General features: G+C 70.7%; 23 protein-coding genes and 1 pseudogene. 15 read left to right on the top strand and 9 right to left on the bottom strand.

Going from position 1 to position 21,916, the window contains the following annotated elements:
- Nucleotides 1-3: 3 nt before the first annotated feature.
- The 4 genes and pseudogenes from G6N30_RS24025 to G6N30_RS24040 all read right to left on the bottom strand — a co-directional run bounded on the left by G6N30_RS24025 (nucleotide 4) and on the right by G6N30_RS24040 (nucleotide 2,548).
- The gene (locus tag G6N30_RS24025) at nucleotides 4-1,185 is read right to left on the bottom strand and encodes a metallophosphoesterase (protein ID WP_134056793.1); all 1,182 of its coding nucleotides are present in this window, start codon (nucleotides 1,183-1,185) and stop codon (nucleotides 4-6) included.
- 22 nt (nucleotides 1,186-1,207) lie between these two features.
- Nucleotides 1,208-1,450, bottom strand: a pseudogene (locus G6N30_RS24030) (allantoicase); the annotation flags it as partial.
- Nucleotides 1,451-1,472: 22 nt separating this feature from the next.
- Nucleotides 1,473-1,994, bottom strand: coding sequence for a 2-oxo-4-hydroxy-4-carboxy-5-ureidoimidazoline decarboxylase (locus G6N30_RS24035; RefSeq protein ID WP_134056791.1), 522 nt, complete (start codon nucleotides 1,992-1,994; stop codon nucleotides 1,473-1,475).
- Between the two features lie 65 nt (nucleotides 1,995-2,059).
- On the bottom strand, nucleotides 2,060-2,548 hold the full coding sequence (locus tag G6N30_RS24040) for an inorganic diphosphatase (protein WP_134056789.1): 489 nt from the start codon (nucleotides 2,546-2,548) through the stop codon (nucleotides 2,060-2,062).
- 129 nt (nucleotides 2,549-2,677) lie between these two features.
- Between G6N30_RS24040 and dacB the strand changes: the two genes are divergently transcribed.
- From dacB to hpt, 4 genes are read left to right on the top strand one after another with little or no spacing between them, the layout of a single operon-like run.
- Nucleotides 2,678-4,066 (top strand): D-alanyl-D-alanine carboxypeptidase/D-alanyl-D-alanine endopeptidase, encoded by a 1,389-nt coding sequence (gene dacB, locus G6N30_RS24045; RefSeq protein ID WP_134056787.1) that lies wholly within the window; start codon nucleotides 2,678-2,680, stop codon nucleotides 4,064-4,066.
- Nucleotides 4,063-5,106, top strand: a complete 1,044-nt coding sequence (locus G6N30_RS24050; RefSeq protein ID WP_134056786.1) for an Rv3626c family coenzyme F420 biosynthesis-associated protein — start codon at nucleotides 4,063-4,065, stop codon at nucleotides 5,104-5,106. The genes dacB and G6N30_RS24050 overlap by 4 nt, the downstream gene beginning before the upstream one ends.
- Complete coding sequence (gene tilS, locus G6N30_RS24055) at nucleotides 5,085-6,047, top strand: tRNA lysidine(34) synthetase TilS (protein WP_134056785.1); 963 nt, start codon at nucleotides 5,085-5,087, stop codon at nucleotides 6,045-6,047. The genes G6N30_RS24050 and tilS overlap by 22 nt, the downstream gene beginning before the upstream one ends.
- A gap of 46 nt (nucleotides 6,048-6,093) precedes the next feature.
- Nucleotides 6,094-6,678: a hypoxanthine phosphoribosyltransferase gene (gene hpt / locus G6N30_RS24060; protein WP_134056784.1), complete on the top strand. Its 585-nt coding sequence runs from the start codon at nucleotides 6,094-6,096 to the stop codon at nucleotides 6,676-6,678.
- 5 nt (nucleotides 6,679-6,683) lie between these two features.
- Here the strand turns inward: hpt and G6N30_RS24065 are convergent, their stop codons facing one another.
- Genes G6N30_RS24065 through G6N30_RS24080 form a run of 4 tightly spaced genes read right to left on the bottom strand, consistent with a single transcriptional unit; the run spans nucleotide 6,684 to nucleotide 10,558 of the window.
- The gene (locus tag G6N30_RS24065; RefSeq protein ID WP_134056782.1) at nucleotides 6,684-7,409 is read right to left on the bottom strand and encodes an SIMPL domain-containing protein; all 726 of its coding nucleotides are present in this window, start codon (nucleotides 7,407-7,409) and stop codon (nucleotides 6,684-6,686) included.
- 16 nt (nucleotides 7,410-7,425) lie between these two features.
- Nucleotides 7,426-8,442, bottom strand: coding sequence for a zinc-binding dehydrogenase (locus tag G6N30_RS24070; RefSeq protein WP_134056780.1), 1,017 nt, complete (start codon nucleotides 8,440-8,442; stop codon nucleotides 7,426-7,428).
- Complete coding sequence (locus tag G6N30_RS24075; RefSeq protein WP_134056778.1) at nucleotides 8,442-9,632, bottom strand: LLM class flavin-dependent oxidoreductase; 1,191 nt, start codon at nucleotides 9,630-9,632, stop codon at nucleotides 8,442-8,444. The genes G6N30_RS24070 and G6N30_RS24075 overlap by 1 nt, the downstream gene beginning before the upstream one ends.
- Nucleotides 9,629-10,558: an alpha/beta fold hydrolase gene (locus G6N30_RS24080; protein WP_179965519.1), complete on the bottom strand. Its 930-nt coding sequence runs from the start codon at nucleotides 10,556-10,558 to the stop codon at nucleotides 9,629-9,631. The genes G6N30_RS24075 and G6N30_RS24080 overlap by 4 nt, the downstream gene beginning before the upstream one ends.
- 210 nt (nucleotides 10,559-10,768) lie before the next feature.
- On the opposite strand from G6N30_RS24080, the gene ftsH reads away from it, so the two are divergent.
- From ftsH to G6N30_RS24135, 11 genes are all read left to right on the top strand, one after another.
- Nucleotides 10,769-13,096: an ATP-dependent zinc metalloprotease FtsH gene (gene ftsH, locus G6N30_RS24085; protein ID WP_134056774.1), complete on the top strand. Its 2,328-nt coding sequence runs from the start codon at nucleotides 10,769-10,771 to the stop codon at nucleotides 13,094-13,096.
- Between the two features lie 21 nt (nucleotides 13,097-13,117).
- On the top strand, nucleotides 13,118-13,723 hold the full coding sequence (gene folE, locus G6N30_RS24090; RefSeq protein WP_134056772.1) for a GTP cyclohydrolase I FolE: 606 nt from the start codon (nucleotides 13,118-13,120) through the stop codon (nucleotides 13,721-13,723).
- On the top strand, nucleotides 13,720-14,550 hold the full coding sequence (gene folP / locus G6N30_RS24095) for a dihydropteroate synthase (RefSeq protein WP_134056770.1): 831 nt from the start codon (nucleotides 13,720-13,722) through the stop codon (nucleotides 14,548-14,550). Before folE ends, folP begins: the two co-directional genes overlap by 4 nt.
- A complete protein-coding gene (folB, locus tag G6N30_RS24100) occupies nucleotides 14,543-14,926 on the top strand; it encodes a dihydroneopterin aldolase (protein ID WP_134056768.1) in 384 nt (127 codons plus the stop codon). The genes folP and folB overlap by 8 nt, the downstream gene beginning before the upstream one ends.
- On the top strand, nucleotides 14,923-15,453 hold the full coding sequence (gene folK, locus G6N30_RS24105; RefSeq protein WP_134056766.1) for a 2-amino-4-hydroxy-6-hydroxymethyldihydropteridine diphosphokinase: 531 nt from the start codon (nucleotides 14,923-14,925) through the stop codon (nucleotides 15,451-15,453). Before folB ends, folK begins: the two co-directional genes overlap by 4 nt.
- Nucleotides 15,453-15,932, top strand: coding sequence for a DUF3180 domain-containing protein (locus G6N30_RS24110; protein ID WP_134056764.1), 480 nt, complete (start codon nucleotides 15,453-15,455; stop codon nucleotides 15,930-15,932). The genes folK and G6N30_RS24110 overlap by 1 nt, the downstream gene beginning before the upstream one ends.
- A 76-nt stretch (nucleotides 15,933-16,008) precedes the next feature.
- Nucleotides 16,009-17,376 carry a DUF6779 domain-containing protein gene (locus G6N30_RS24115; RefSeq protein WP_179965520.1) on the top strand — a complete coding sequence of 456 codons (1,368 nt, stop codon included), beginning with the start codon at nucleotides 16,009-16,011 and terminating at the stop codon, nucleotides 17,374-17,376.
- Between the two features lie 83 nt (nucleotides 17,377-17,459).
- A complete protein-coding gene (locus tag G6N30_RS24120) occupies nucleotides 17,460-18,401 on the top strand; it encodes a Rossmann-like and DUF2520 domain-containing protein (protein WP_134056760.1) in 942 nt (313 codons plus the stop codon).
- Nucleotides 18,398-19,339 (top strand): pantoate--beta-alanine ligase, encoded by a 942-nt coding sequence (panC, locus tag G6N30_RS24125; protein ID WP_134056758.1) that lies wholly within the window; start codon nucleotides 18,398-18,400, stop codon nucleotides 19,337-19,339. Before G6N30_RS24120 ends, panC begins: the two co-directional genes overlap by 4 nt.
- The gene (gene panD, locus G6N30_RS24130; RefSeq protein ID WP_134056756.1) at nucleotides 19,339-19,746 is read left to right on the top strand and encodes an aspartate 1-decarboxylase; all 408 of its coding nucleotides are present in this window, start codon (nucleotides 19,339-19,341) and stop codon (nucleotides 19,744-19,746) included. The genes panC and panD overlap by 1 nt, the downstream gene beginning before the upstream one ends.
- 4 nt (nucleotides 19,747-19,750) lie before the next feature.
- Nucleotides 19,751-20,566, top strand: coding sequence for a type III pantothenate kinase (locus G6N30_RS24135; RefSeq protein ID WP_134056753.1), 816 nt, complete (start codon nucleotides 19,751-19,753; stop codon nucleotides 20,564-20,566).
- A gap of 53 nt (nucleotides 20,567-20,619) precedes the next feature.
- On the opposite strand, the gene G6N30_RS24140 is transcribed toward G6N30_RS24135, so the two are convergent.
- A complete protein-coding gene (locus G6N30_RS24140; protein ID WP_134056751.1) occupies nucleotides 20,620-21,864 on the bottom strand; it encodes an alanine racemase in 1,245 nt (414 codons plus the stop codon).
- Nucleotides 21,865-21,916: the final 52 nt, after the last annotated feature.

Here is a 21,916-nt window from a genome sequence, read left to right on the forward strand (position 1 = left end):
GTGTCACGCGTCTGGACTCAAGGACAACACGGTGATGTCCGGCGGCGCACCGATTCGCACCGGAGGGCCCCAGAACCCCGCGCCGCGGCTCACGTACAGCTGTGTGTCGGCGACCGTGGAGAGCCCCGCGATCGCGGGTTGCACGGCGCGGACGGCGTAGTGGAACGGCCACATCTGCCCGCCGTGGGTGTGACCGGAGAGCTGCAGGTCCACCCCGCGCGCGGCCGCCTCGGACACCATGATCGGCTGGTGCGCCATCAGCACCGTCGGCCGCGATGGGTCGAGAGACCCCAGGGCGCGGTCGAAATCCGGTGCGTCCGAATGGTTCTCGCCGGCCAGGTCGTTGACGCCGGCGAGGTCGAACGCCGCGGCGCCGCGCCGGATCGCCGTGTTCTCGTTGCGCAACGGCTGCACGCCGAGGCGTTCGAGCTCACGCAGCCACGAGAACGGATCCTCGACGAAGTACTCGTGGTTGCCGGTGACGAAGAACGTGCCCTCGGGAGCGCTCAGGTCCCGCAGCGGTTCAGCGGCGGGGCCGAGTTCCGCCACGGTGCCGTCGACCAGATCGCCGACGATCGCGACGAGGTCGGCCCCGGTCTCGTTGATGATCCGGACGAGCCGCTCGGTGTGCGCGCGGCCCGCCAGCGGTCCGAGGTGGATGTCGGACACCACCGCGATGCGGAAGCCGGCGAAGGCGGGGTCGAGCCGGCGCAGCCGGATCGGCACGGTCTGCACCTGAGGCGGACCGAGTGCGGTGGCCGCGCCGAACCCGACCAGGCCGACCGAGGCGGCGCCGGCCGCCACTGCCCCGGCACGGGCCAGGAACAGGCGTCGGTTCACCTCGGGCGACGACGCGGCCGGCGCGTCGGCGGGGACGGGCGGAGGCGTCCCGCGGCGCACCCAGCGGCGGAACACCAGCCGGACCGGTTCCAGCACCAGCAGCGCCAGCAGCAGGTAGGCCGCCAGGCCGAACCAGAGATAACCCGGCCAGGCGGCCCACGCCGCCTCCCGCACACCGACGGTCCTCGGCAGGATCAGCGCCGCCATCAGCAGCGCGAGGCACCCGAGCAGTACAACGGTCAGGATCCGGCGGGTGCGGCCCGGCCGGGTGGTGTCCTTGACCAGCCGCTTCCACAGGTAGAGGTGGATGAGCCCCAGGATCGAGGCGAGGACGACGAGGAACATGTCAGCCGGCGACGCTCGGCGTGCCCTGCGCCGCGAACCGCACCTGCACCCAGTCGTTGCCGACGCCGCGCCGCCGTGAGGTCTCCCATCCGTCGTACACCTGACCCTTGCGGCCGAACGTCGCCGGGCGGTGTTCGGCGGCAGCCCGGGTGATCAGGTTCTCCTTCTCGGCGAACAGCTCGTCGTTGGCCCACCCGACGGCTCCGCCTGCCGCGCGGGAAGCGAGGTCGGGCAGCGCGAGGAAATGAGGATGCGGGGTGCTCACCCGCGCAGCGTAGGGGAGATGCTCACCAGTTGTGGTAGCCGCCTTCGGGGCCGAGCATCCGTTCCAGCCGCGCGCGGTTGATCCGGGCCAGTTCGTTGCGGACCACCTTGCGCTCGGTCTCGTGGTCGTTGAGCAGGCGGTCGTTGATGGTCGCCAGCACATCCTGGGCGCACAGACCGTTGACGCACATGACGAACCCGAACCCGAAACGCACCAGATAGTGGCGGGAGGCCGCGCTGAGCTGCTCCATCACCTCAGGCCGCTCGTCGAACACCGCGCACTGCTCGGCCGCGGACTTCTCACTGCCGGGGCGGCGGCCGACGTCCGGGTAGGCCTGCAGGATCGAGTCGATGGACTCCTCCGACAGCGCGAACAGCAGCGCGTCGGCCTCCCGGAACAGCGCGTCGTGATTCGCGAACGGCCGGGCGCGGGCCAGATCGGCGGCGAGCGCCACGCTGCAGCAGCATTCGTACACCGCGTGCACGGCGCGGCGGAACGGCATCTCGTTGAAGGCCGCGAGGCCAATGCCCTGATGCATCAGCATGGGCCCATGATCGAAGCGTCATGGCACAGCCGCGTTACGCCGTGTTACGGGCGCGAAAATTTCGGTTAGTGGCCTTCGGTCTTGAACCGTTCGAACGAGCGCTGCACCTCGGCCTCGGCCGCCTCGCGGCCGGTCCAGTCGGCGGCCTTGACGTACTTGTTCGGCTCCAGGTCCTTGTAGTGCACGAAGAAGTGCTTGACCTCTTCGAGCACCTGCGCCGGGACGTCGCCGAGATCCTGGATGTGGTCCCAGCGCTTGTCGCCCGCGGGCACGCAGAGCACCTTGTCGTCCCCGCCGGCCTCGTCGGTCATCTGGAACATCGCCACCGGCCGCGCCTCGACGATGCACCCGGGGAACACCGACTCCGGCAGCAGCACCAGCGCGTCGAGCGGATCGCCGTCCTCGCCGAGCGAGTTCTCGATGAACCCGTAGTCCGTGGGGTAGGCCATCGAGGTGTAGAGGTAGCGGTCCAGCTTGAGCCGGCCGGTCTCGTGGTCCACCTCGTACTTGTTGCGCGAACCCTTCGGGATCTCGATGACGACGTCGAACTCCACCGCAGTCGGCTCCTTCGCGTGTTTTCAGCCGGGGGGTCGTCGGGTGACGACGCGGGTCCACAGTAAACGAGCGATACGCTGCTGTTGGCGGGGTGGTTCGGTCACCCCTCATTCGACAGCAGGAGTGTTATGCGGCCCACCCGGTGGCGGCGATCGACCCGCGCGGTGGTCGGCCTCGTCGTGCTGGTGCTGGTGGCGGTCGTCGTCGCGGTCGCCGCCGTGCTCACCACCGGCCGCAACACCGATGCGCAGGCGGCCAAACCGCTGCCCGCCCCGGCCACCGCGAATCCCGCCGTCGTCCCGGTCGCCGACACCGCGCCCGCTCCCACCAACGCCGGACTCGCCGCCGCGCTGGCTCCGGCACTGGCCGATCCGAACCTCGGCGACCTGGCCGGGCGGGTCACCGACGCGATGACCGGTGAGCGGCTGTGGGATCAGCGCGCCGACGTCCCGATGCAACCCGCGTCGACGAACAAGGTGCTCACCGCCGCCGCTGCGCTGCTGACACTCGACCGCGAAGCCCGCCTCACCACCACCGTCGTGGCCGGCGACCAGAAACGAGACCCCGGTCTGGTGATCCTCAAGGGCGGCGGCGACCCGACGCTGTCCGCGGCACCGCGCGGCACCGACACCTGGTACAAGGGCGCCGCCCGCATCAGCGACCTGGCCGATCAGGTGCGCCGAAGCGGTATCGAACCGACCGCGGTGGCCGTCGACGTCAGCGCCTACACCGGCCCCGACATGGCCCCCGGCTGGGATCCGCTGGACATCCCGGGCGGCGACATCGCGCCGATGGTGCCGGTCATGCTCGACGCGGGCCGCACCCAGCCCGTCACCGAGGAGTCGCGGCGCTCGCCCACCCCGGCCGACGACGCCGGGCGCGCACTGGCCACCGCACTGCGCATCGACCCCGCGACCGTGCGGGTACTGCCCGGGCCGTACCGCGGCGGGCGCCAGATCGCGGCCGTGCAGTCACCGCCGCTGATGGAGCGGCTACGGGTGATGATGAACGCCTCCGACAACGTGATGGCCGAGGCGATCGGCAGGGAGGTGGCCGACCAACTCGGGCGGCCGCAGAGCTTCGAGGGCGCCACGCAGGCGGTGCTGGGGCAACTGCGCAAGGCCGGCGTCGACACCAGGGACGCCCGGCTGTTCGACTCCAGCGGACTCTCGATCGACGACCGGCTGACCGCGCTCACCCTCGACGAGGTGATCACCATCGCCGCGGGTGACGAACAGCCCGCACTGCGGCCGCTGGTCGACCTGCTGCCGATCGCCGGCGGCAGCGGCACACTGTCGAACCGCTATCTCGACACACCCGCGGGCCGCGACGCCGCCGGCTGGCTGCGTGCCAAGACCGGATCGCTCACCGGCACCAACTCGCTGGCCGGCATCGTCACCGACGCCCGCGGCCGGGTGCTGACCTTCGCGCTGATGTCGAACAACGCCGGCCCGACCGGGCGCACCGCGCTGGATGCGCTGGCGGCCACGCTGCGGGCGTGCGGGTGCGGCTCATGAGCGGATCGAGCGCGGAACTGACCGTCGGGCGCACCGTGGACTGGCGGTTCGCCGCCACCGTCGGCGCCAAACTGGCCCGACCCGGACCGCCCGCCACCGACTACACCCGCAACCAGGCCCTCGAACAGCTCGCCGCGGCCGCACGGGAGGCCGAGCTGCCGGTGCGCGAGGTCACCGGCCTCAACGAAGGCAACGCCGTCACCGAGGCCCGCATCGTCGACCGCCCCGGATGGATCCGCGCCGCCGCGCAGTCGATGCGGGTGATGACCGGCGGCACCGACAAGCCGAGCGGTTTCGTGACCGGCCGTGTCACAGGGGCGCAGACCGGTGCGGTGCTGGCGTTCGTGTCATCCGGCATCCTCGGCCAGTACGACCCGTTCGCCGAGGGCGGCGGCGAACTGCTGCTGGTGTGGCCCAACGTCATCGCCGTCGAACGTCAGCTGCGGGTCTCGCCCTCCGACTTCCGGCTGTGGGTGTGCCTGCACGAGGTCACCCACCGCGTGCAGTTCCGCGCCAACCCGTGGCTGGCCGACCACATGTCGTCGGCGCTCGCCGTGCTCACCAAGGACGGCGGCGACGACGTCACCGAGGTCGCCGCGCGACTGGCCGACCACGTCCGCAACCGGCATACCCAGACCGACCCCAACGCGAGCGGCGTGCTGGGCCTGATGCGCGCGGTGCAAGGCGAACCGCAACGGCGCGCACTCGACCAGCTGCTGGTCCTCGGCACGCTGCTCGAAGGGCACGCCGACCACGTGATGGACGCGGTCGGTCCGGCCGTCGTGCCGTCGGTCGCCACGATCCGGGCCCGGTTCAACCAACGACGTCAGCGCAGACAGCCGCCCGTCCAGCGCATCCTGCGCGCGCTGCTCGGCGTCGACGCCAAGATCAGCCAGTACACCCGCGGCAAAGCGTTCGTCGACCACGTCGTGTCCGAGGTCGGGATGCAACGGTTCAACACCATCTGGTCCGGGCCCGAAACCCTGCCGCTCCCAACAGAAGTCGACGAGCCGCAGCGATGGATCGACCGGGTGCTGTAGCCGTGCTGCGCGCCGAGGTGGCCGGGTTCGCCCGCCGCCACATGTCCGGACAACCGCGGTGGTGTGTGGCACTGTCCGGCGGAGCCGATTCGCTGGCGCTGACCGCGGTGGCCGCCGACATCCTGCCCACCACCGCGCTCATCGTGGACCACCGGCTGCAGCCCGGTTCGGCCGCCGTCGCCGAGACCGCGCGGGATCAGGCCGTGCGGCTGGGCTGCGTCGAGGCGCGGGTGCTCGCCGTCGACGTCGGGTCCGCCGGCGGTCCGGAGGCCGCCGCCCGCACCGCCCGCTACCACGCGCTGCGCGCCGCCCGCGGGGACGCCCCGGTGCTGCTCGCCCACACCCTCGACGACCAGGCCGAGACGGTCCTGCTCGGGCTCGGCCGGGGTTCGGGTCCACGGTCGATCGCGGGGATGCGGGTGTGCGACCCGCCGTGGTACCGGCCCCTGCTCGGGGTGCGGCGCGCGGCCACCGTCGCCGCATGCGCCGAACTCGGCCTCCAGCCGTGGGCTGACCCGCACAACACCGACCCCCGCTACACCCGCAGCCGGTTGCGCACCGAGGTGCTGCCGCTGCTCGAAGACGTCCTCGCCGGCGGAGTGGCCGGGGCGCTGGCCAGGACGGCGGCCGCCCTGCAGGAGGACAACGACACCCTCGACGCGCTGGCCGAGCAGGCGTCGGCCGAGGTGACCACCGGCGCGGGCCTGGACACCGCGCGCCTGGCGAGCCTGCCCGGCGCCATCCGGCGACGGGTGATCCGCGCCTGGCTCATCGCCGGCGGTGCCCGCGGGCTCACCGACACCCAGATCCAGGGCGTCGACGCCCTGGTGAGCGCCTGGCGCGGACAGGGCGGGGTGGCGGTCCCCTCGGAGCTGGCACGTCAGCGCCTGATCGCCGGGCGCCGCGACGGGATGCTCACCCTGCACCGTGAGCCGGTGTAGGACAGCCGCGTTGGTTCCGGCCGTCAGGGCATGGCACCCTTGGGTCGTGCCTGCGCATTCAGCCGACCTGTACGAGGGCGACATCAAATCGGTGCTTCTCTCGGAGGAACAAATCCAGACCCGCACGGCCGAGCTCGCTGCGCAGATCGCCGACACCTACCGCGACGCCGTCCTCGAACACGGGGAGGACCTGCTGCTCGTCACGGTGCTCAAGGGCGCCGTCATGTTCGTCACCGATCTCGCCCGCTCGATCCCGCTGCCCACCCAGCTGGAATTCATGGCCGTCAGCTCCTACGGCTCCTCGACATCGTCGTCGGGTGTGGTGCGCATCCTCAAAGACCTCGACCGCGATATCAACGACCGCGACGTGCTGATCGTCGAGGACATCGTCGACTCAGGGCTGACCCTGTCGTGGCTGCTGCGCAACCTCGCGACCCGGCAGCCGCGGTCGCTTCGGGTGTGCACGCTGTTGCGCAAACCCGAGGCGGTGCGCGCCGACGTCGACATCAGCTACGTCGGCTTCGACATCCCCAACGAGTTCGTCGTCGGCTACGGCCTGGACTACGCGGAGCGCTACCGCGACCTGCCCTACATCGGCACGCTGGAACCGAAGGTGTACAGCGGCGACTGACCGCCTCAGGCGAGCTCCCAGATCACGGTCACGCTGAACCCGACGGTCTGCTGGCCGGGCTCGAGCGGCACCGCCATGGCCGCCTCGCCGCGCGGCATCGGGGTGGGCGGCGCCGCGCCGCCGGACTCGGCGATGGAGATGACCTTGCCGAGCTCCAGACCGGACAGTTCGGCGTACTGCTCGGCGCGCGCCTTGGCGTCCTGGAACGCCCGCGCCCTCGCGTCACGGATCAACTCAGAATCGTCCTCGATGGAATAGCCGACCGAGTTGATCCGGGTGGCGTCGCCGCCGGTGCTCACGATCAACGCCAGTGCCTGCGACGCCGCGCTCAACTCGCGGATCTTGACGTCGATCGAGTTGTTCGCGCGGTATCCGATGATCTCGGTGCCGTCGGCGCCGAACTGCGGTTGCAGGCTGACCTGGGTGGTGCTGATGTCCTCGCGGGGGATGCCCGCGCCGACCAGCGCGTCGATGACCGCCTGCTGACGTTCACCGGACTGGTTCATCGCGCCGGTGACGTCGGCGGCGATGGCCTCCATTGCGACGTTGGCGGTCAACGTATCCGGGGTGCCCTGCACCTCGCCGGAGCCGACGACGGTGACCTGTCGCACCTCCCCGGACCCGCCGGTGGTGGGCCCTGAGTTGGCGTCGCACGCGGCCACACCGGCGACCGCCAGAGCCGCCGCGACGAGGGTGAGCAACCGGGTCTTCGCGCGCACAGCGATCGGCATGCCAGGCACCCTACCGTCAGGGAGTGACCAAGATCTTGCATTGCTCCTCGGGTCGGGCGAGCGCATCGAAGGCCTCACCCACGCGGTCGAGGCCGACCTCGCCGGTGACCAGCGGGGCCACGTCGATCGTGCCCTCGGCGATGGCGCGCAAGGTCTCCGCGAATTCCGCCGCGTCGTAGGCGAAGACGAACTGCACGGTGAGTTCCTTGGGGGCGCCGTAGAACGGCACCAGCGTGTCGGGTTCCATGCACACCCCGGCCACCACGACGCGGGTGCGGGCGGGGGCGCGGCGCAGGATGTCGTTGAGGACGCCGGGTGCGCCGACCGCTTCGAACACCACCGCCGGTGTGATGCCCTCGAAGGGGGAGCGTTGCGCCGGGTCGACGGTGTCGTGTGCGCCCATCGTCTGCGCCAGGCGGCGGCGGGTCTCCGAGTAGTCCGCTGCCACAACGTGTTCCACCCCGCGTAGCCGCAGCGCGGCGATGATCGCCATTCCGATCGGCCCGCAGCCCAGCACCAGCGCGGACTCATCGCGGGTGATCGCCGACTTGTTCGCCGCGTGCAGACCCACCGCCATCGGCTCGGTCAGTGCGGCGTGGCTCGGGTCCAGCCCGTTCGGCACCGGCAGCAGCAGCGGCGCCGACAGCAGCATGCGTTCGGCGTATCCGCCGATGACGGTGTTGGAGTAGACGATCGGCGCGACGCCGGTCGCGGACAACAGCACAGGGATGGAGGTCACGACGGTGCCCGGCGGCGGCGCGTCGGTGTCCGGGCCGGAACCGAGCACCTCCGCGGAGATCTCGTGACCCATGAACACGTCGGCGGACAGGTCGACGGGTTCGCCCAGCTCGGGCATGCCCTCCATCTGTGCCCCGGCGGCCAGCGCGTCGGCGCCGTGGGAGGCGAAGTGCAGATCGGATCCGCAGATGCCACACGCCTTCACCGCGACCAGGACCTGCCCCGGACCGGGAACCGGTTCGGGCACGTCGTCGCGCAGCACCATCCGGCCGCCGCGCAGCACCGCCGCGCGCATTACTGCGTATCCGACGTCAACTCGTCGGTGTGCTCGGTGATCGCCTTGACGATCGCGTCGCCGGCCCGGCCGAGGAGCTGGTCGCGCATGCCCTTGGCCCAGTCGTGGGAGGCCCGGGGTGCGGTCAGCTGACCCTTGAAGTGCGGCATCACTTTTCGCGCGAACAGATCGTAGGAGTGGTAGGTGGCCTCCGGCGAGGCCCAGTCGTGGCCGAGCAGCAGCAGCGTCCCGAAGCCGCCGGATTTCTCCAGCAGGTCGTCGATGTAGGCGATCGCGTCGTCGGGTGTGCCGATGCAGCAGTTGCCCTGCGCGGCGTACTCCGCGACGAATTCGCGTGGTGAGCGTTCCCCCTCCACGCTGTTCGACAGCGGGACGAACCCGGCCGCTCCGAAGTAGTTCGCGAAATCGGCCAGCCCGTAGGTGCAGTCGTCGATCGCCTGCTCGCGCGAATCGGCTAGGTGCATGATCGACAACACCCGCCAGTCGCCCCGATCCGGTTCCGGCCGGCCGGATTTGGCGGCCTGGTCGACGACGATCTGCCACGTCGACTCCAGCGCCGCGAACCCGCCGGGCACCGACATCGACAGCGACAGCAGCGACGTGCCCAGCGCACCCGCCAGCCGCGGACCCGACGGCGAGATCATCGCTGCGGTGGAGATCTCGGGATACGGCCAGGTGTAGGGCCGGATGTGCAGGTGGGCGTCGCGCAGCGTGAACCAGTCGGTCTCGCGGGTGATGCGTTCGTCGGGTGCGGCGCGCAGCAGCGCGAGGATCGCCTCGAGCGACTCCTGCATCATGCGGCGCTGCTCGACGGGGTCGAGCCCCATCATGTAGGCGTCCGACGGCAGTGCGCCCGGGCCGGTGCCGAACATGACCCGGCCGCGGGTGAGGTGGTCGAGCAGCACCCAGCGGTCGGCCACCATCAGCGGATGGTGGTACGGCAGCGACACCACACCGGTACCGAGGCGGATGTGCCTGGTGCGTTCGGCCGCCGCCGCGATGAAGACCTCGGGACACGAGATGAGCTCGTAGCCGCCCGAGTGGTGTTCGCCGAACCACGCCTCGTCGAAGCCGAGGCGGTCCAGCCGCTCCACCCGCTCCATGTCGTATTCCAATGCGACGGTGGGGGATTGGCCGACCGGATGGAACGGGGTGATGAATACACCGAAGTTCAGCGGTTTGGCGGTCATGACAGCTCCAATCCGGACAGATGTTCGAGCAGCAGGGTGTTCACCTCGTCGGGGCGTTCCTGCTGCAGCCAGTGGCCTGCGCCGTCGAGCAGCACCTCGCGGTACTCGCCGGTGACCAGATCGGACACCCGGTGGCGCGGGGTGAAGCTCAGCACCGGGTCGGCGCTGCCCGCGATGAACAACGTCGGCACCGTGACGGTCGGCGCCGGGGTGCGCTCGGTCAGCTCCCAGTTGCGGTCGAAGTTGCGGTACCAGTTCAGCCCGCCGGTGAATCCGGTGCGGGTGAACACCTCGGCGTAGTGGTCGAACTCCGCCTGGCTCATCCACTCCGGCAACGGGGGCAGCGGCTTGTCGACGAGTTCGGTGGCCGGGGCGGTGAATCCCTCGAGCGCCAGCATGCGCTGTAGGGACTGCCGCGGGTCCCGGCCGAGGTCGGCGTCGGCCACCCCGGGTTCCTGGAAGTACAGGATGTAGAAGAAGTGGTCTCCGAAGGTCTTGCGCCAGATCTGCGTCGGGGGGTCGGACGCGCGCGGTACGGGCGGCACGCTCAGGTTCACCAGGCCCGCCACCCGGTCGGGGTACAGCAGCGCGAAGTTGGTGACGACCGGGGAGCCCCAGTCGTGTCCCACCATCACCGCCCGCCGCGCACCGACGTCGTCGAGCAGTCCGGCGAGGTCGCCGGTCAGCGCGACGATGTCGTAGTCGGTGATCGCGTCCGGGCGCGACGAGTCGCCGTAGCCGCGCTGATCGGGCGCGATGACGTGGTAGCCGGCCTCGGCGAGCACCGGGAGCTGGTGGCGCCACGAATATGCGAGTTCGGGGAAACCGTGGGCGAGGACGACGACGGGCGCACCGCGTTCACCGGCCTCCACGACATTCAGGCGGACGCCGTTGGTGTCGACTGACCGTTCGGTCGGGGTGATCACGGTCTCACCCAAGCACACGGGTCCGCGCGGCGGAAGTAGTTTGGATACGGCCGTGTCCACTTCGGAGTTCGCCGTCGGACGGTGCCCATGGTTGCCTCCGGCGAGCCGTCGGGAACAACGGAACGTTGGTCTAGCGGTAGCCTGAACTGATCCCAGCTGCACGTATCGGAAGGACGTGGCCCGGCGGACACGCTGCGGGCCTAGGAGAAGATGAACCGGAAAAATGTGATCCGCACGCTGATCGTCATCGCGGTCGTGTTGTTGCTGGGCTGGTCGTTCTTTTATTTCAGTGACGACACCCGCGGATACAAGCCCGTCGACACCTCGGTGGCCATCGCGCAGATCAACGGCGACAACGTCAAGAGCGCCCAGATCGACGACCGCGAACAGCAGCTGCGGCTGGAACTGAAGAGCGGCAACGGCGACACCGAGGACAGCGACAAGGTCCTCACCAAGTACCCGACCGGGTACGCGGTCCCGCTGTTCGAGTCGCTGCAGGACAAGAACGTCAAGATCAACACCGTCGTCAACCAGGGCAGCGTGCTCGGCTCGCTCCTCATCTACATGCTCCCGCTGCTGCTGTTGGTCGCGCTGTTCGTCTTCTTCTCCCGGATGCAGACCGGCGGCCGGATGGGCTTCGGTTTCGGCAAGTCCCGCGCCAAGCAGCTCTCGAAGGACATGCCCAAGACGACGTTCGCCGACGTCGCGGGTGTGGACGAGGCGGTCGAAGAGCTCTACGAGATCAAGGACTTCCTGCAGAACCCGTCGCGCTACCAGGCGCTGGGCGCGAAGATCCCCAAGGGCGTGCTGCTCTACGGCCCGCCCGGCACCGGTAAGACGTTGCTCGCGCGCGCCGTCGCGGGTGAGGCGGGTGTCCCGTTCTTCACCATCTCCGGTTCGGACTTCGTCGAGATGTTCGTCGGCGTCGGCGCGTCGCGCGTCCGCGACCTGTTCGAACAGGCCAAGCAGAACAGCCCCTGCATCATCTTCGTCGACGAGATCGACGCGGTCGGCCGCCAGCGCGGCGCCGGCCTCGGCGGCGGCCACGACGAGCGCGAACAGACGCTCAACCAGTTGCTCGTCGAGATGGACGGCTTCGGCGACCGCCAGGGCGTCATCCTGATCGCGGCCACCAACCGCCCCGACATCCTCGACCCCGCCCTGCTGCGACCGGGCCGGTTCGACCGGCAGATCCCGGTCACCAGCCCCGACCTCGCCGGCCGCCGCGCCGTGCTGAAGGTGCACTCGCAGGGCAAGCCGATGGCCGGTGACGCCGACCTCGACGGCCTGGCCAAGCGCACCGTCGGCATGTCCGGCGCCGACCTGGCCAACGTCATCAACGAGGCCGCCCTGCTCACCGCGCGCGAGAACGGCACCGTCATCACCGGTCTGGCACTCGAAGAGGCCGTCGACCGGGTGGTCGGCGGACCCCGCCGCAAGAGCCGCATCATCAGCGAGCACGAGAAGAAGATCACCGCCTACCACGAGGGCGGCCACACCCTGGCCGCCTGGGCGATGCCCGACATCGAGCCGATCTACAAGGTGACGATCCTCGCGCGCGGCCGCACCGGCGGCCACGCCGTCGCCGTCCCCGAGGACGACAAGGGCCTGATGACCCGCTCGGAGATGATCTCCCGGCTGGTGTTCGCGATGGGTGGCCGCGCCGCGGAGGAACTGGTGTTCCGCGAGCCCACCACCGGCGCCGTGTCCGACATCCAGCAGGCCACCAAGATCGCCAGGGCGATGGTCACCGAATACGGCATGAGCTCCAAGCTCGGCGCGGTGCGCTACGGCACCGAACACGGCGACCCGTTCCTCGGCCGCACCATGGGCACCTCGTCGGACTACAGCCACGAGGTCGCGCAGATCATCGACGACGAGGTCCGCAAGCTCATCGAGGCCGCACACACCGAGGCGTGGGAGATCCTCACCGAGTACCGCGACGTCCTCGACACGCTGGCCGGTGAACTCCTCGAGAAGGAGACGCTGCACCGCGTCGAGCTCGAGGCGATCTTCGGTGACGTCAAGAAGCGGCCGCGCCTGACGATGTTCGACGACTTCGGCGGCCGGGTGCCGTCGGACAAGCCGCCGATCAAGACACCCGGCGAGCTGGCGATCGAACGCGGTGAAGAATGGCCGCGCCCGATGCCCGAACCCGCGTTCAAAGCGGCGATCGCGGCGGCCAGCAAGGCCGCCGAGGAAGCCAACCGCCAGAACGGGTCGAACGGTTCCAACGGCTCCAACGGCGGACCCAACGGGGCGACGCAGCCGGACTACGGCGCGCCCGCCGGCTGGCACGCCCCGGGGTGGCCGCCGCCGCAGCAGCCGTCGGGTCAGCAGGGTGGCTACTGGTATCCGCCTCCGAACCCGCCGGGCTGGCACGATCCGCACCGGCAGCAGCCGTATCCGCCGTACCAGTCCTACCCGCAGCCCGGTCCGCGGCCGCAGGGTGGCCACCCGCCGCGCGACCCGCAGCAGGAGCAGGGACGCGACGGCGACCGTCCAGGTGACCGCCAGAACCCGCCTGCGCAGAACTGACAATTCCACAAGGAGGCCTCGATGACGCGGTCGCACAACTCGACCACGGTGAACATCGCGGATTTCGATCAGCAGCGCGCGGAGGCAGCGGTGCGCGAACTGCTGATCGCCGTCGGGGAGGACCCCGACCGGCACGGGCTCATCGACACCCCGGCGCGGGTGGCGCGTGCGTACCGGGAGATGTTCGCAGGCCTCTACGTCGACCCCGACGACGTCCTCAACACCACCTTCGACGAGCAGCACGACGAGATGGTGCTGGTCAAGGACATCCCCATGTACTCCACGTGTGAACACCACCTGGTGGCGTTCCACGGCGTCGCCCACGTCGGGTACATCCCGGGTGTGGACGGCCGCGTGACCGGGTTGTCGAAGCTGGCGCGGGTGGTCGACCTCTACGCCAAGCGGCCGCAGGTCCAGGAGCGGCTGACCGCCCAGGTCGCCGACGCGCTGATGCGCAAACTCGACCCGCGCGGGGTCATCGTGGTGATGGAGGCCGAACACCTCTGCATGGCCATGCGCGGCATCCGCAAACCCGGCGCCACCACCACCACGTCGGCGGTCCGCGGCCAGTTCAAGACCGACAAGGCTTCGCGCGCCGAGGCGCTGGATCTGATCTTGCGGAAGTGAGCGCCGCCGGGGTGCAGGTGATGGGCGTCGTCAACGTCACCGAAGACTCGTTCTCCGACGGGGGTCTGTTCCTCGATGCGGGCCGCGCCGTCGCACACGGGATGGCGCTGGCCGCCGAGGGCGCGGCGATCATCGACGTCGGCGGGGAATCGACCCGCCCGGGCGCGACCCGGGTGGACCCCGACGTCGAGATCGCGCGCATCGTGCCGGTCGTCGAAGCGCTCGCGGCGGCGGGCATCACGGTCAGCATCGACACCATGCGCGCCCAGGTGGCCGGTGCCGCACTCGAACACGGCGCCGCGATCGTCAACGACGTGTCCGGCGGCCGGGCCGATCCGGACATGGCGCGGGTGGTCGCCGAGGCCGGGGTGCCGTGGATCCTGATGCACTGGCGCGCCGTCGATCCCGACCGCCCGCACCAGGTGCCGGTCTACGGCGACGTGGTCAGCGAGGTGCGTGCCGAACTGCTGGCCGCAGTGGACGCCGCCGTCGCCGCGGGCGTCGACCCGCTGAACCTGATCATCGATCCGGGCCTGGGGTTCGCCAAGACCGGGCAACACAACTGGGCACTGCTCAACGCGCTGCCCGAGCTGGTGGCCACCGAGATCCCGGTGCTGGTGGGCGCTTCCCGGAAACGTTTCCTCGGCGCCCTGCTCGCGGACGCCTACGGTGCGGTGCGTCCGCCCGACGGCCGGGAGACCGCCACGGCGGTGATCTCCGCGCTGGCCGCGCTGAACGGAGCGTGGGGAGTGCGGGTGCACGACGTGCGCGCCTCGGTGGACGCCCTGAAAGTGGTCGGGGCGTGGGAGGGCGGTGGCGGTGTCTGACCGGATCGAGCTGCGCGGGCTGACCGTTCGCGGTCACCACGGCGTCTTCGACCACGAGCGCCGCGACGGACAGGACTTCGTCGTCGACCTGACGCTGTGGCTGGACCTCACCACGGCCGCGGCCAGCGACGACCTCGCCGACACCGTCGACTACGGCGGTTTGGCGCAGCGGGCCCACGACATCGTGGCAGGCCCGCCGCGCGACCTGATCGAGACCGTCGCCGCCGAGATCGCCGACGACGTGATGCGCGACGACCGCATCGAGGCCGTCGAAGTGGTCGTCCACAAACCGGAAGCGCCGATACCGCTGAGCTTCTCGGACGTCGCGGTGGTGGCGCACCGGACCCGCGCACGTGACGAGCAGGAGCGCAGATGACACGAGTCGTGCTGTCCATCGGGTCGAACGTGGGTGACCGGTTGGCGCGGTTGCAGTCGGTGGTCGACGCCCTCGGCGACGCCGTGCGGGCGGTGTCCCCGATCTACGAGACCGAGGCGTGGGGCGGCGTCGAGCAGGGCGCGTTCCTCAACGCGGTGCTCGTCGCCGACGATCCGAATCTCGACTGCTTCGCGTGGCTGCGCCGCGGGCAGGAGTTGGAGCAGGCCGCCGACCGGGTGCGCGGACAGCGCTGGGGACCGCGCACCCTGGACGTCGACATCATCACCTGCCACGACGGCGACACCGAAATACGTTCGGCGACAGCGGAACTCACGCTACCGCATCCGTACGCGCATCTCCGCGCGTTCGTTCTGACGCCGTGGCTCGCGGCCGATCCGGAGGCGACGCTGACGGTGGCGGACACGATGCGGCCGGTGTCGTTGTGGCTGGAGGAACTCGACCCCGCCGAGCGCGCCAGTGTCCGGCTCACCGGCCTGACGCTGCACACGGAGCGTGCGGCCGGCTGATGGGCCCGACCCGGAAACGCGACCTCGCCGCCGCGGTGCTGCTGGCCGGCATCGTCGGCTACATCGCGGCGGTGCTGGCCTATCCGCGACTGTTCCCGCCGATCACACTGTGGACCGGGTTGTCGCTGCTCGGCGTGGCCGTCGCGATCGCGCTGTGGGGCGTCAACGTGCGCAACAAGATCCGCGACGGAGAGATCGGCGACGGGCCCGGCCGCCTGCATCCGCTCGCGGTGGCCCGCTCGGTGGTGATCGCCAAGGCGTCCGCATGGGTGGGCGCGCCGGTGTTCGGCTGGTGGACGGGCATCCTCGTTCAACTGATTCCGCAGCGCGGTGCGTTGCGGGCGGCCGGTGAGGACACCGCAGGCGTGGTGGTCGCGGCGGCCAGCGCGCTTGCGCTGATGGTTGCCGGTCTGTGGCTTCAGCATTGCTGCAAGTCGCCGCCGGAGCCACCCGAGGACCCCGACGCCGCGTCGGACTGAACGCTTTCGCGGGCCGGCGGTCGAATCGCCGCGCGGGTCGACACGCTCGATGACCTGTGGCGGGTACAGTCGGCCCATGACTGTCCTGCCCCGCGGACCGCGCGCCCGGCGCGGCAATCGCAGGCCGGGCTGGATGCTGCTGACAGTGTTGCTGGTGCTGGCGATCCTGGCAAGTTCTGCGCTGGTGTTCACCAACCGGGTCGAGCTCCTCAAACTTGCCGTCATCCTGGCGTTGTGGGCTGCGGTGGCCGCGGCATTCGTCTCGGTGATCTACCGCCGGCAAAGCGATCACGACCAGGCCAAGGCGCGCGATCTGAAACTCGTCTACGACCTTCAGCTCGACCGGGAGATCTCGGCGCGGCGCGAGTACGAGCTGACCGTCGAATCGCAACTGCGCCGCGAGCTGGCCTCCGAACTGCAGGCTCAGGCCGCCGACGAGGTGGCCGCGCTGCGCGCCGAGCTCGCCGCGCTGCGCACCAATCTGGAAATCCTCTTCGACACCGACCTGGCGCACCGGCCGGCCATCGAACACGACCGCACCACCGTGCGCGCCTACAGCGACTGGGCGCCCGACAACGAGACCACGGGCCGCGTGAGCAGCAGTCGGCTCGACGCGATGCTGCGCGCCGACGACATCGACCAGAGTGAATCGCGCACCGAGGAAAGCCCGATCATCGACGTGCCGGCCGAACCGCAACCGCCCGAGCCGGATTGGGTGCCGCCACCCGGATTCGGTGGCGCGCACCGCCGCCCCTCGGAGCCCGAGCCGCAGACAGCGGACCGCGGCGGCAGGCGGCGCCGCGTCGAGGAACCGGCGGCACCGATGCAGGCCGCCCCGCCCCCGCCGCCCCCGCGCCCGGAACCCGCGCCCGCCCCGGAACCGGAACCCGAACCCGAACCGGACACCGACCCGGGTATCGCATCGCAGCCCCAGCCTTGGCAGCGCCCGGCGCCCGAGCCGGAGCCCGAGCCGGAGCCCGCACCCGTCGGCGGCTGGCAGCCGGCACCGGCCGAGGGGCAGTGGATTCCGGCGGGCGCCCCCGGAAGTCACTGGGTGGCTCCGCAGGTCGAGGAGGGGGCGCCCCAGGAGTACGTCGGGCGCAGGCGGGCCCAGGAGCCCGCCCCAGAACCGGCGCCGGAACCCCTACCGGAACCCGGCACCCTTGCGGAGTCCGAAACCGTTGCCGAACCCGAACCGGCAGTGGCGTCCACGCCCGAACCGCGCCGCGGCAAGCACTCTGCTGACGCCGGTGAACCTGCCCCGGCTGCCGAGACGCCCGCCCTCGGGCCCGTGTTCGGCCCGCGGGAGGAGACGCCGGAGGAGGCGCACGCCCGGCGTCGCCGCAGCATCGAGGACACCGGCGGGCAGTCCGTCGCCGAACTGCTGGCCCGGCTGCAGGCGAACCCGACCGCGGGCGGCGGTCGTCGACGCCGGGAGCCGTGAGCTAATCTGCTAGCGACCGTCCGGTACCTGCGCGTGCAGGACCGGAACGTAACGAGAACTCGAGACTTGCGAGGTCGCCTGCAATGGAGCAGCCCCCTGCGCCGTCGTGGGGTCCGCCCGACGGACTTCGCCCGGCCCGGCTGTCGGTCGGCATCATCTCGGCCGGCCGCGTCGGCACCGCGCTGGGCGTCGCACTCGAACGCGCCGGACATGTCGTCGTCGCGTGCAGCGCCATCTCCCGGGTCTCCCGGCAACGGGCCCAGCGCCGGCTGCCCGACAGTGCGGTGCTGCCGATCCACGACGTCGCGGGCCGCGCCGAACTGCTGCTGCTGGCCGTTCCCGACTCCGAACTCGCTGCCGTGGTCTCCGGCCTTGCAGCCACCGGTGCGGTGCGCCCCGGCGCGATCGTCGCCCACACCTCGGGTGCCAACGGCGTCGGCATCCTGGCACCGCTGACCGAACAGGGCTGTATCCCGCTGGCCATTCACCCGGCCATGACGTTCACCGGCGCCGACGAGGACATCGCGCGGCTGGCCGACGCGTGCTTCGGGGTGACCGCCGCCGACGACGTCGGCTACGCGGTCGCCCAGTCGCTGGTGCTCGAGATCGGCGGCGAGCCGTTTCGGGTCAGAGAGGACGCCCGCCCGCTGTACCACGCGGCGCTGGCGCACGCAGGTAATCACGTCACCACCGTGATCCTCGACGCGGTCGAGGCGTTGCGGTCCGCACTGTGGGGGCAGGAACTCTTGGGACAGGAACTCGTAGGGGACGCACCGGGCGGAATCGCCGAGCGGGTGATCGCCCCGCTGGCCAGGGCCTCGCTGGAGAACGCACTGCAGCGCGGTCAGGCCGCGCTGACGGGGCCGGTCGCCCGCGGTGACGCGGCCGCGATCAGCGCCCACCTGCGGGCCCTCGCCGAGGTGGATCCGCAACTGGCAGAGGCGTACCGCACCAACTCGCTGCGCACCGCGCAGCGCGCCCACGCCTCCGACGACGTCCTCGCAGCGCTGGCGGTGCAGCCATGACGAACCGTCGTCCCACCAAATTCGCCAGGGGCGAGCTGAACGTCTACAGCTCCCCGCGCGACGTCGCCGACGTCACCCGGGCGCTGCGCACCACCGGCAGGCGGGTCATGCTCGTCCCCACGATGGGCGCACTGCACGAAGGCCACCTCACGCTGATCCGCGCGGCCAGACGCGTCCAGGGTGCCGTGGTGATCGTGTCGATCTTCGTCAACCCCTTGCAGTTCGGTGCGGGGGAGGATCTCGACGCCTACCCGCGCACACTCGACGAGGATCTGGCCCTGCTCCGTGAGGAGGGGGTGGAGATCGCGTTCACCCCGACGGCCGCCGACATGTACCCGAACGGCACCAGAACCTCGGTCCATCCTGGTCCGCTCGGCGAAGACCTCGAAGGTGCTTCGCGCCCCGGCCATTTCGCCGGTGTGCTCACCGTGGTGTGCAAGCTGCTGCAGATCGTGCGGCCCGACCGCGCGTTCTTCGGTGAGAAGGACTACCAGCAGCTGGTGCTGATCCGGCAGATGGTCACCGACCTCAACATCGACACCCAGATCGTCGGGGTGCCGACGGTTCGCGAGGCCGACGGGCTCGCTCTGTCCTCGCGCAACCGCTACCTCGACGAGGTCGAGCGCGAACACGCCGGAGCGCTGTCGGCCGCCCTGCTGGCCGGGATGTACGCCGCGTCCGGCGGTGCGGCCGCCACGCTGGACGCCGCTCGGGCCGTACTCGACGAGGTTCCCGCGATCGAGGTCGACTACCTGCAGGTCCGCGATCCGATGCTGGGTCCGGCGCCGTACGAGGGTGCGGCTCGCCTGCTGGTGGCCGCCCGGCTGGGCCGGACCCGGCTAGTGGACAACATCGCCGTCGACATCGGCGCCTCGAGCGGTATCGACGGTCATCCGCGGGTCGGCTCGAATGATCACGAACTGCCCTGGAGGAACTGATGTTTCGCACCATGCTGAAGTCGAAGATCCACCGGGCGACCGTCACGCAGGCCGATCTGCACTACGTCGGTTCGGTGACCATCGACGCCGACCTGATGGATGCCGCGGACCTGATCGAGGGGGAGCAGGTCACCATCGTCGACATCGAGAACGGCAACCGGCTGGTGACCTATGCGATCACCGGTGAGCGCGGGAGCGGCGTGATCGGGATCAACGGCGCCGCCGCCCATCTCGTGCACCCCGGGGATCTGGTGATCCTGATCGCCTATGCCACCATCGCCGACGCCGAGGCGCGGGCGTACCAGCCGCGTGTGGTCTTCGTCGACTCCGGCAACAAGCAGGTCCACCTCGGCACCGACCCGGCTCTCGTGCCGGACACCGCCGCCGGCCTGATGTCGCCGCGGTAGCGCCGTGCTGCTCACCATCGACGTCCGCAACACCCACACCACCGTCGGGCTGATCTCCGGATCGGGCGACCACGCAAAGGTGGTGCAGCAGTGGCGGATCCGCACCGAAGCCGAGGCGACCGCCGACGAACTCGCGCTCACCATCGACGGTCTGATCGGCGACGACTCCGAACGCCTCACCGGGTGCGCCGGGCTGTCGACGGTGCCCTCGGTGCTGCACGAGGTCCGGCTGATGCTCGAACAGTACTGGCCGTCGGTGCCGCACGTGCTGATCGAACCGGGTGTGCGCACGGGCATCCCGCTGCTGGTCGACAACCCCAAGGAAGTCGGGGCCGACCGGATCGTGAACTGTCTGGCGGCCTACCACCGGTTCGGCACCGCGGCCATCGTCGTCGATTTCGGCTCGTCGATCTGCGTCGACGTGGTGTCGGCCAAAGGCGAGTTCCTCGGCGGTGCGATCGCACCGGGCGTCCAGGTGTCGTCGGACGCCGCGGCAGCCCGGTCGGCGGCGCTGCGCCGCGTCGAACTGACCCGGCCGCGCTCGGTCATCGGGAAGAACACCGTCGAGTGCATGCAGTCGGGCGCGGTGTTCGGCTTCGCCGGTCTGGTCGACGGCCTGGTCAACCGCATCCGCGAAGACGTCGACGGGTTCTCCGGCGCCGACGTCGCGGTGGTGGCCACCGGACACACCGCGCCGCTGGTGCTCCCCGACGTGCACACCGTCGCGCACTACGACCGCCACCTCACCCTCGACGGGCTTCGCCTGGTGTTCGAACGCAACCGCGACAACCAGCGCGGCCGCCTGAAACCGGCCCGCTAGCGCGATTTCGGCGTGCGCAGTTGCGCCTGGCGCGACCCGCCACGCCGAAATCGCTAGAAGAACGTGCGGATCAGGTCGACCACCCGGTTGTCGTCGTCGACCACCGGGATCATCGGCCACTTGTCGAACGTCGTACACGGATGCGAGACGCCGAATCGCAGCCAGTCGCCGACGCGCACCTCCACTTCGCCGAGCGCGAGGTAGGCGTGCTGATCGTTCAGCTTGGTGACGTGGCCGCCACGCAGCGTCTTGGGCACCGGCAGCCCCTGGTCGAACGACACGTCGCGGCGGCCCATCCCCACCAACGCCAGCCCTGCCTCCGGGTGGGAGAGGACCTGCGCCCACACGCTCATCGCCGGGATGAGGCCGCCCGCGCCGGCGTCGCGCAGGGGTGAGGTCCGTTCGTAGAGCCCGTCGTCGTGGGTGAGGTAGCAGCCGCTGCGCACCACGGTGCGCACGGCCTGCCCGGCCGGCCAATCGCCGGTCAGCACGTCGGCGACCCGATCGAAGTACGTGCTGCCGCCTGCGGTGACGAGTACGTCGTCGGTCTCGAACGCGCCCGCCAACCGCACCACCGCGGCCCGCATGTCCGTCAGGTAGCCGGTCACCGCGGCCAACGCCTCAGCCGTCACGTCGTGTCCGCGCGCGGCCTCGTAGCCGGCGACCCCGACCAGGCGCAGCTGCGCGGAGGCGACGACCGCCCGCGCGACCGCATCGACCTCGTCGGCGGTGCGGCACCCGGTGCGTCCGCCTGCCATCCCGACCTCCACGCACACGTCGAGTGGGCGCTCGGAACCGGTCAGCGCCGTCGACATCAGCTCGACGCCGCGCACCGAATCCACCCAGCACACGACCCGGAAGTCCGGGTCGGCGTCGAGCTCGCGGGACAGCCACGCCACGCCCGCGGCGTCGACGACCTGATTGGCCAGCAGTACGTCACGGACGCCGAACGCGCGCAACACCCGCACCTGGCCCACGGTCGCGACGGTGACCGCGGTGGCACCGGCGTCGAACTGGCGGGCCAGCAGCTGGGGGGCCATGTGCGTCTTGCCGTGCGGCGCGAGCTCGACCCCGCGCCTGCGGCACCAGCGCGCCATCGTGACCAGGTTGTGAGTGAGCGCCGACGCGTGCAGGACGCACACCGGACCGACCACCCCGGCGCCGAACAATTCGGGTAGCCGTTCCCGGATCTGCGCGGGTGTGGCACCCCACCATTCGGCGGGCAGCCCCTTGAACCGCCAATCGAGCGGCTGATTCGCCAGCGCCGCGACGGCGTCGTAGTCGATGGGGCTGCGCATGTGTTCATTAAAGGCGGGGCGGTTGCCAGCGAGCGGCAGCACGGTCGCGGCG

It is taken from the genome of Mycolicibacterium litorale (genome assembly GCF_010731695.1).
GTDB classification, from domain to species: domain Bacteria; phylum Actinomycetota; class Actinomycetes; order Mycobacteriales; family Mycobacteriaceae; genus Mycobacterium; species Mycobacterium litorale.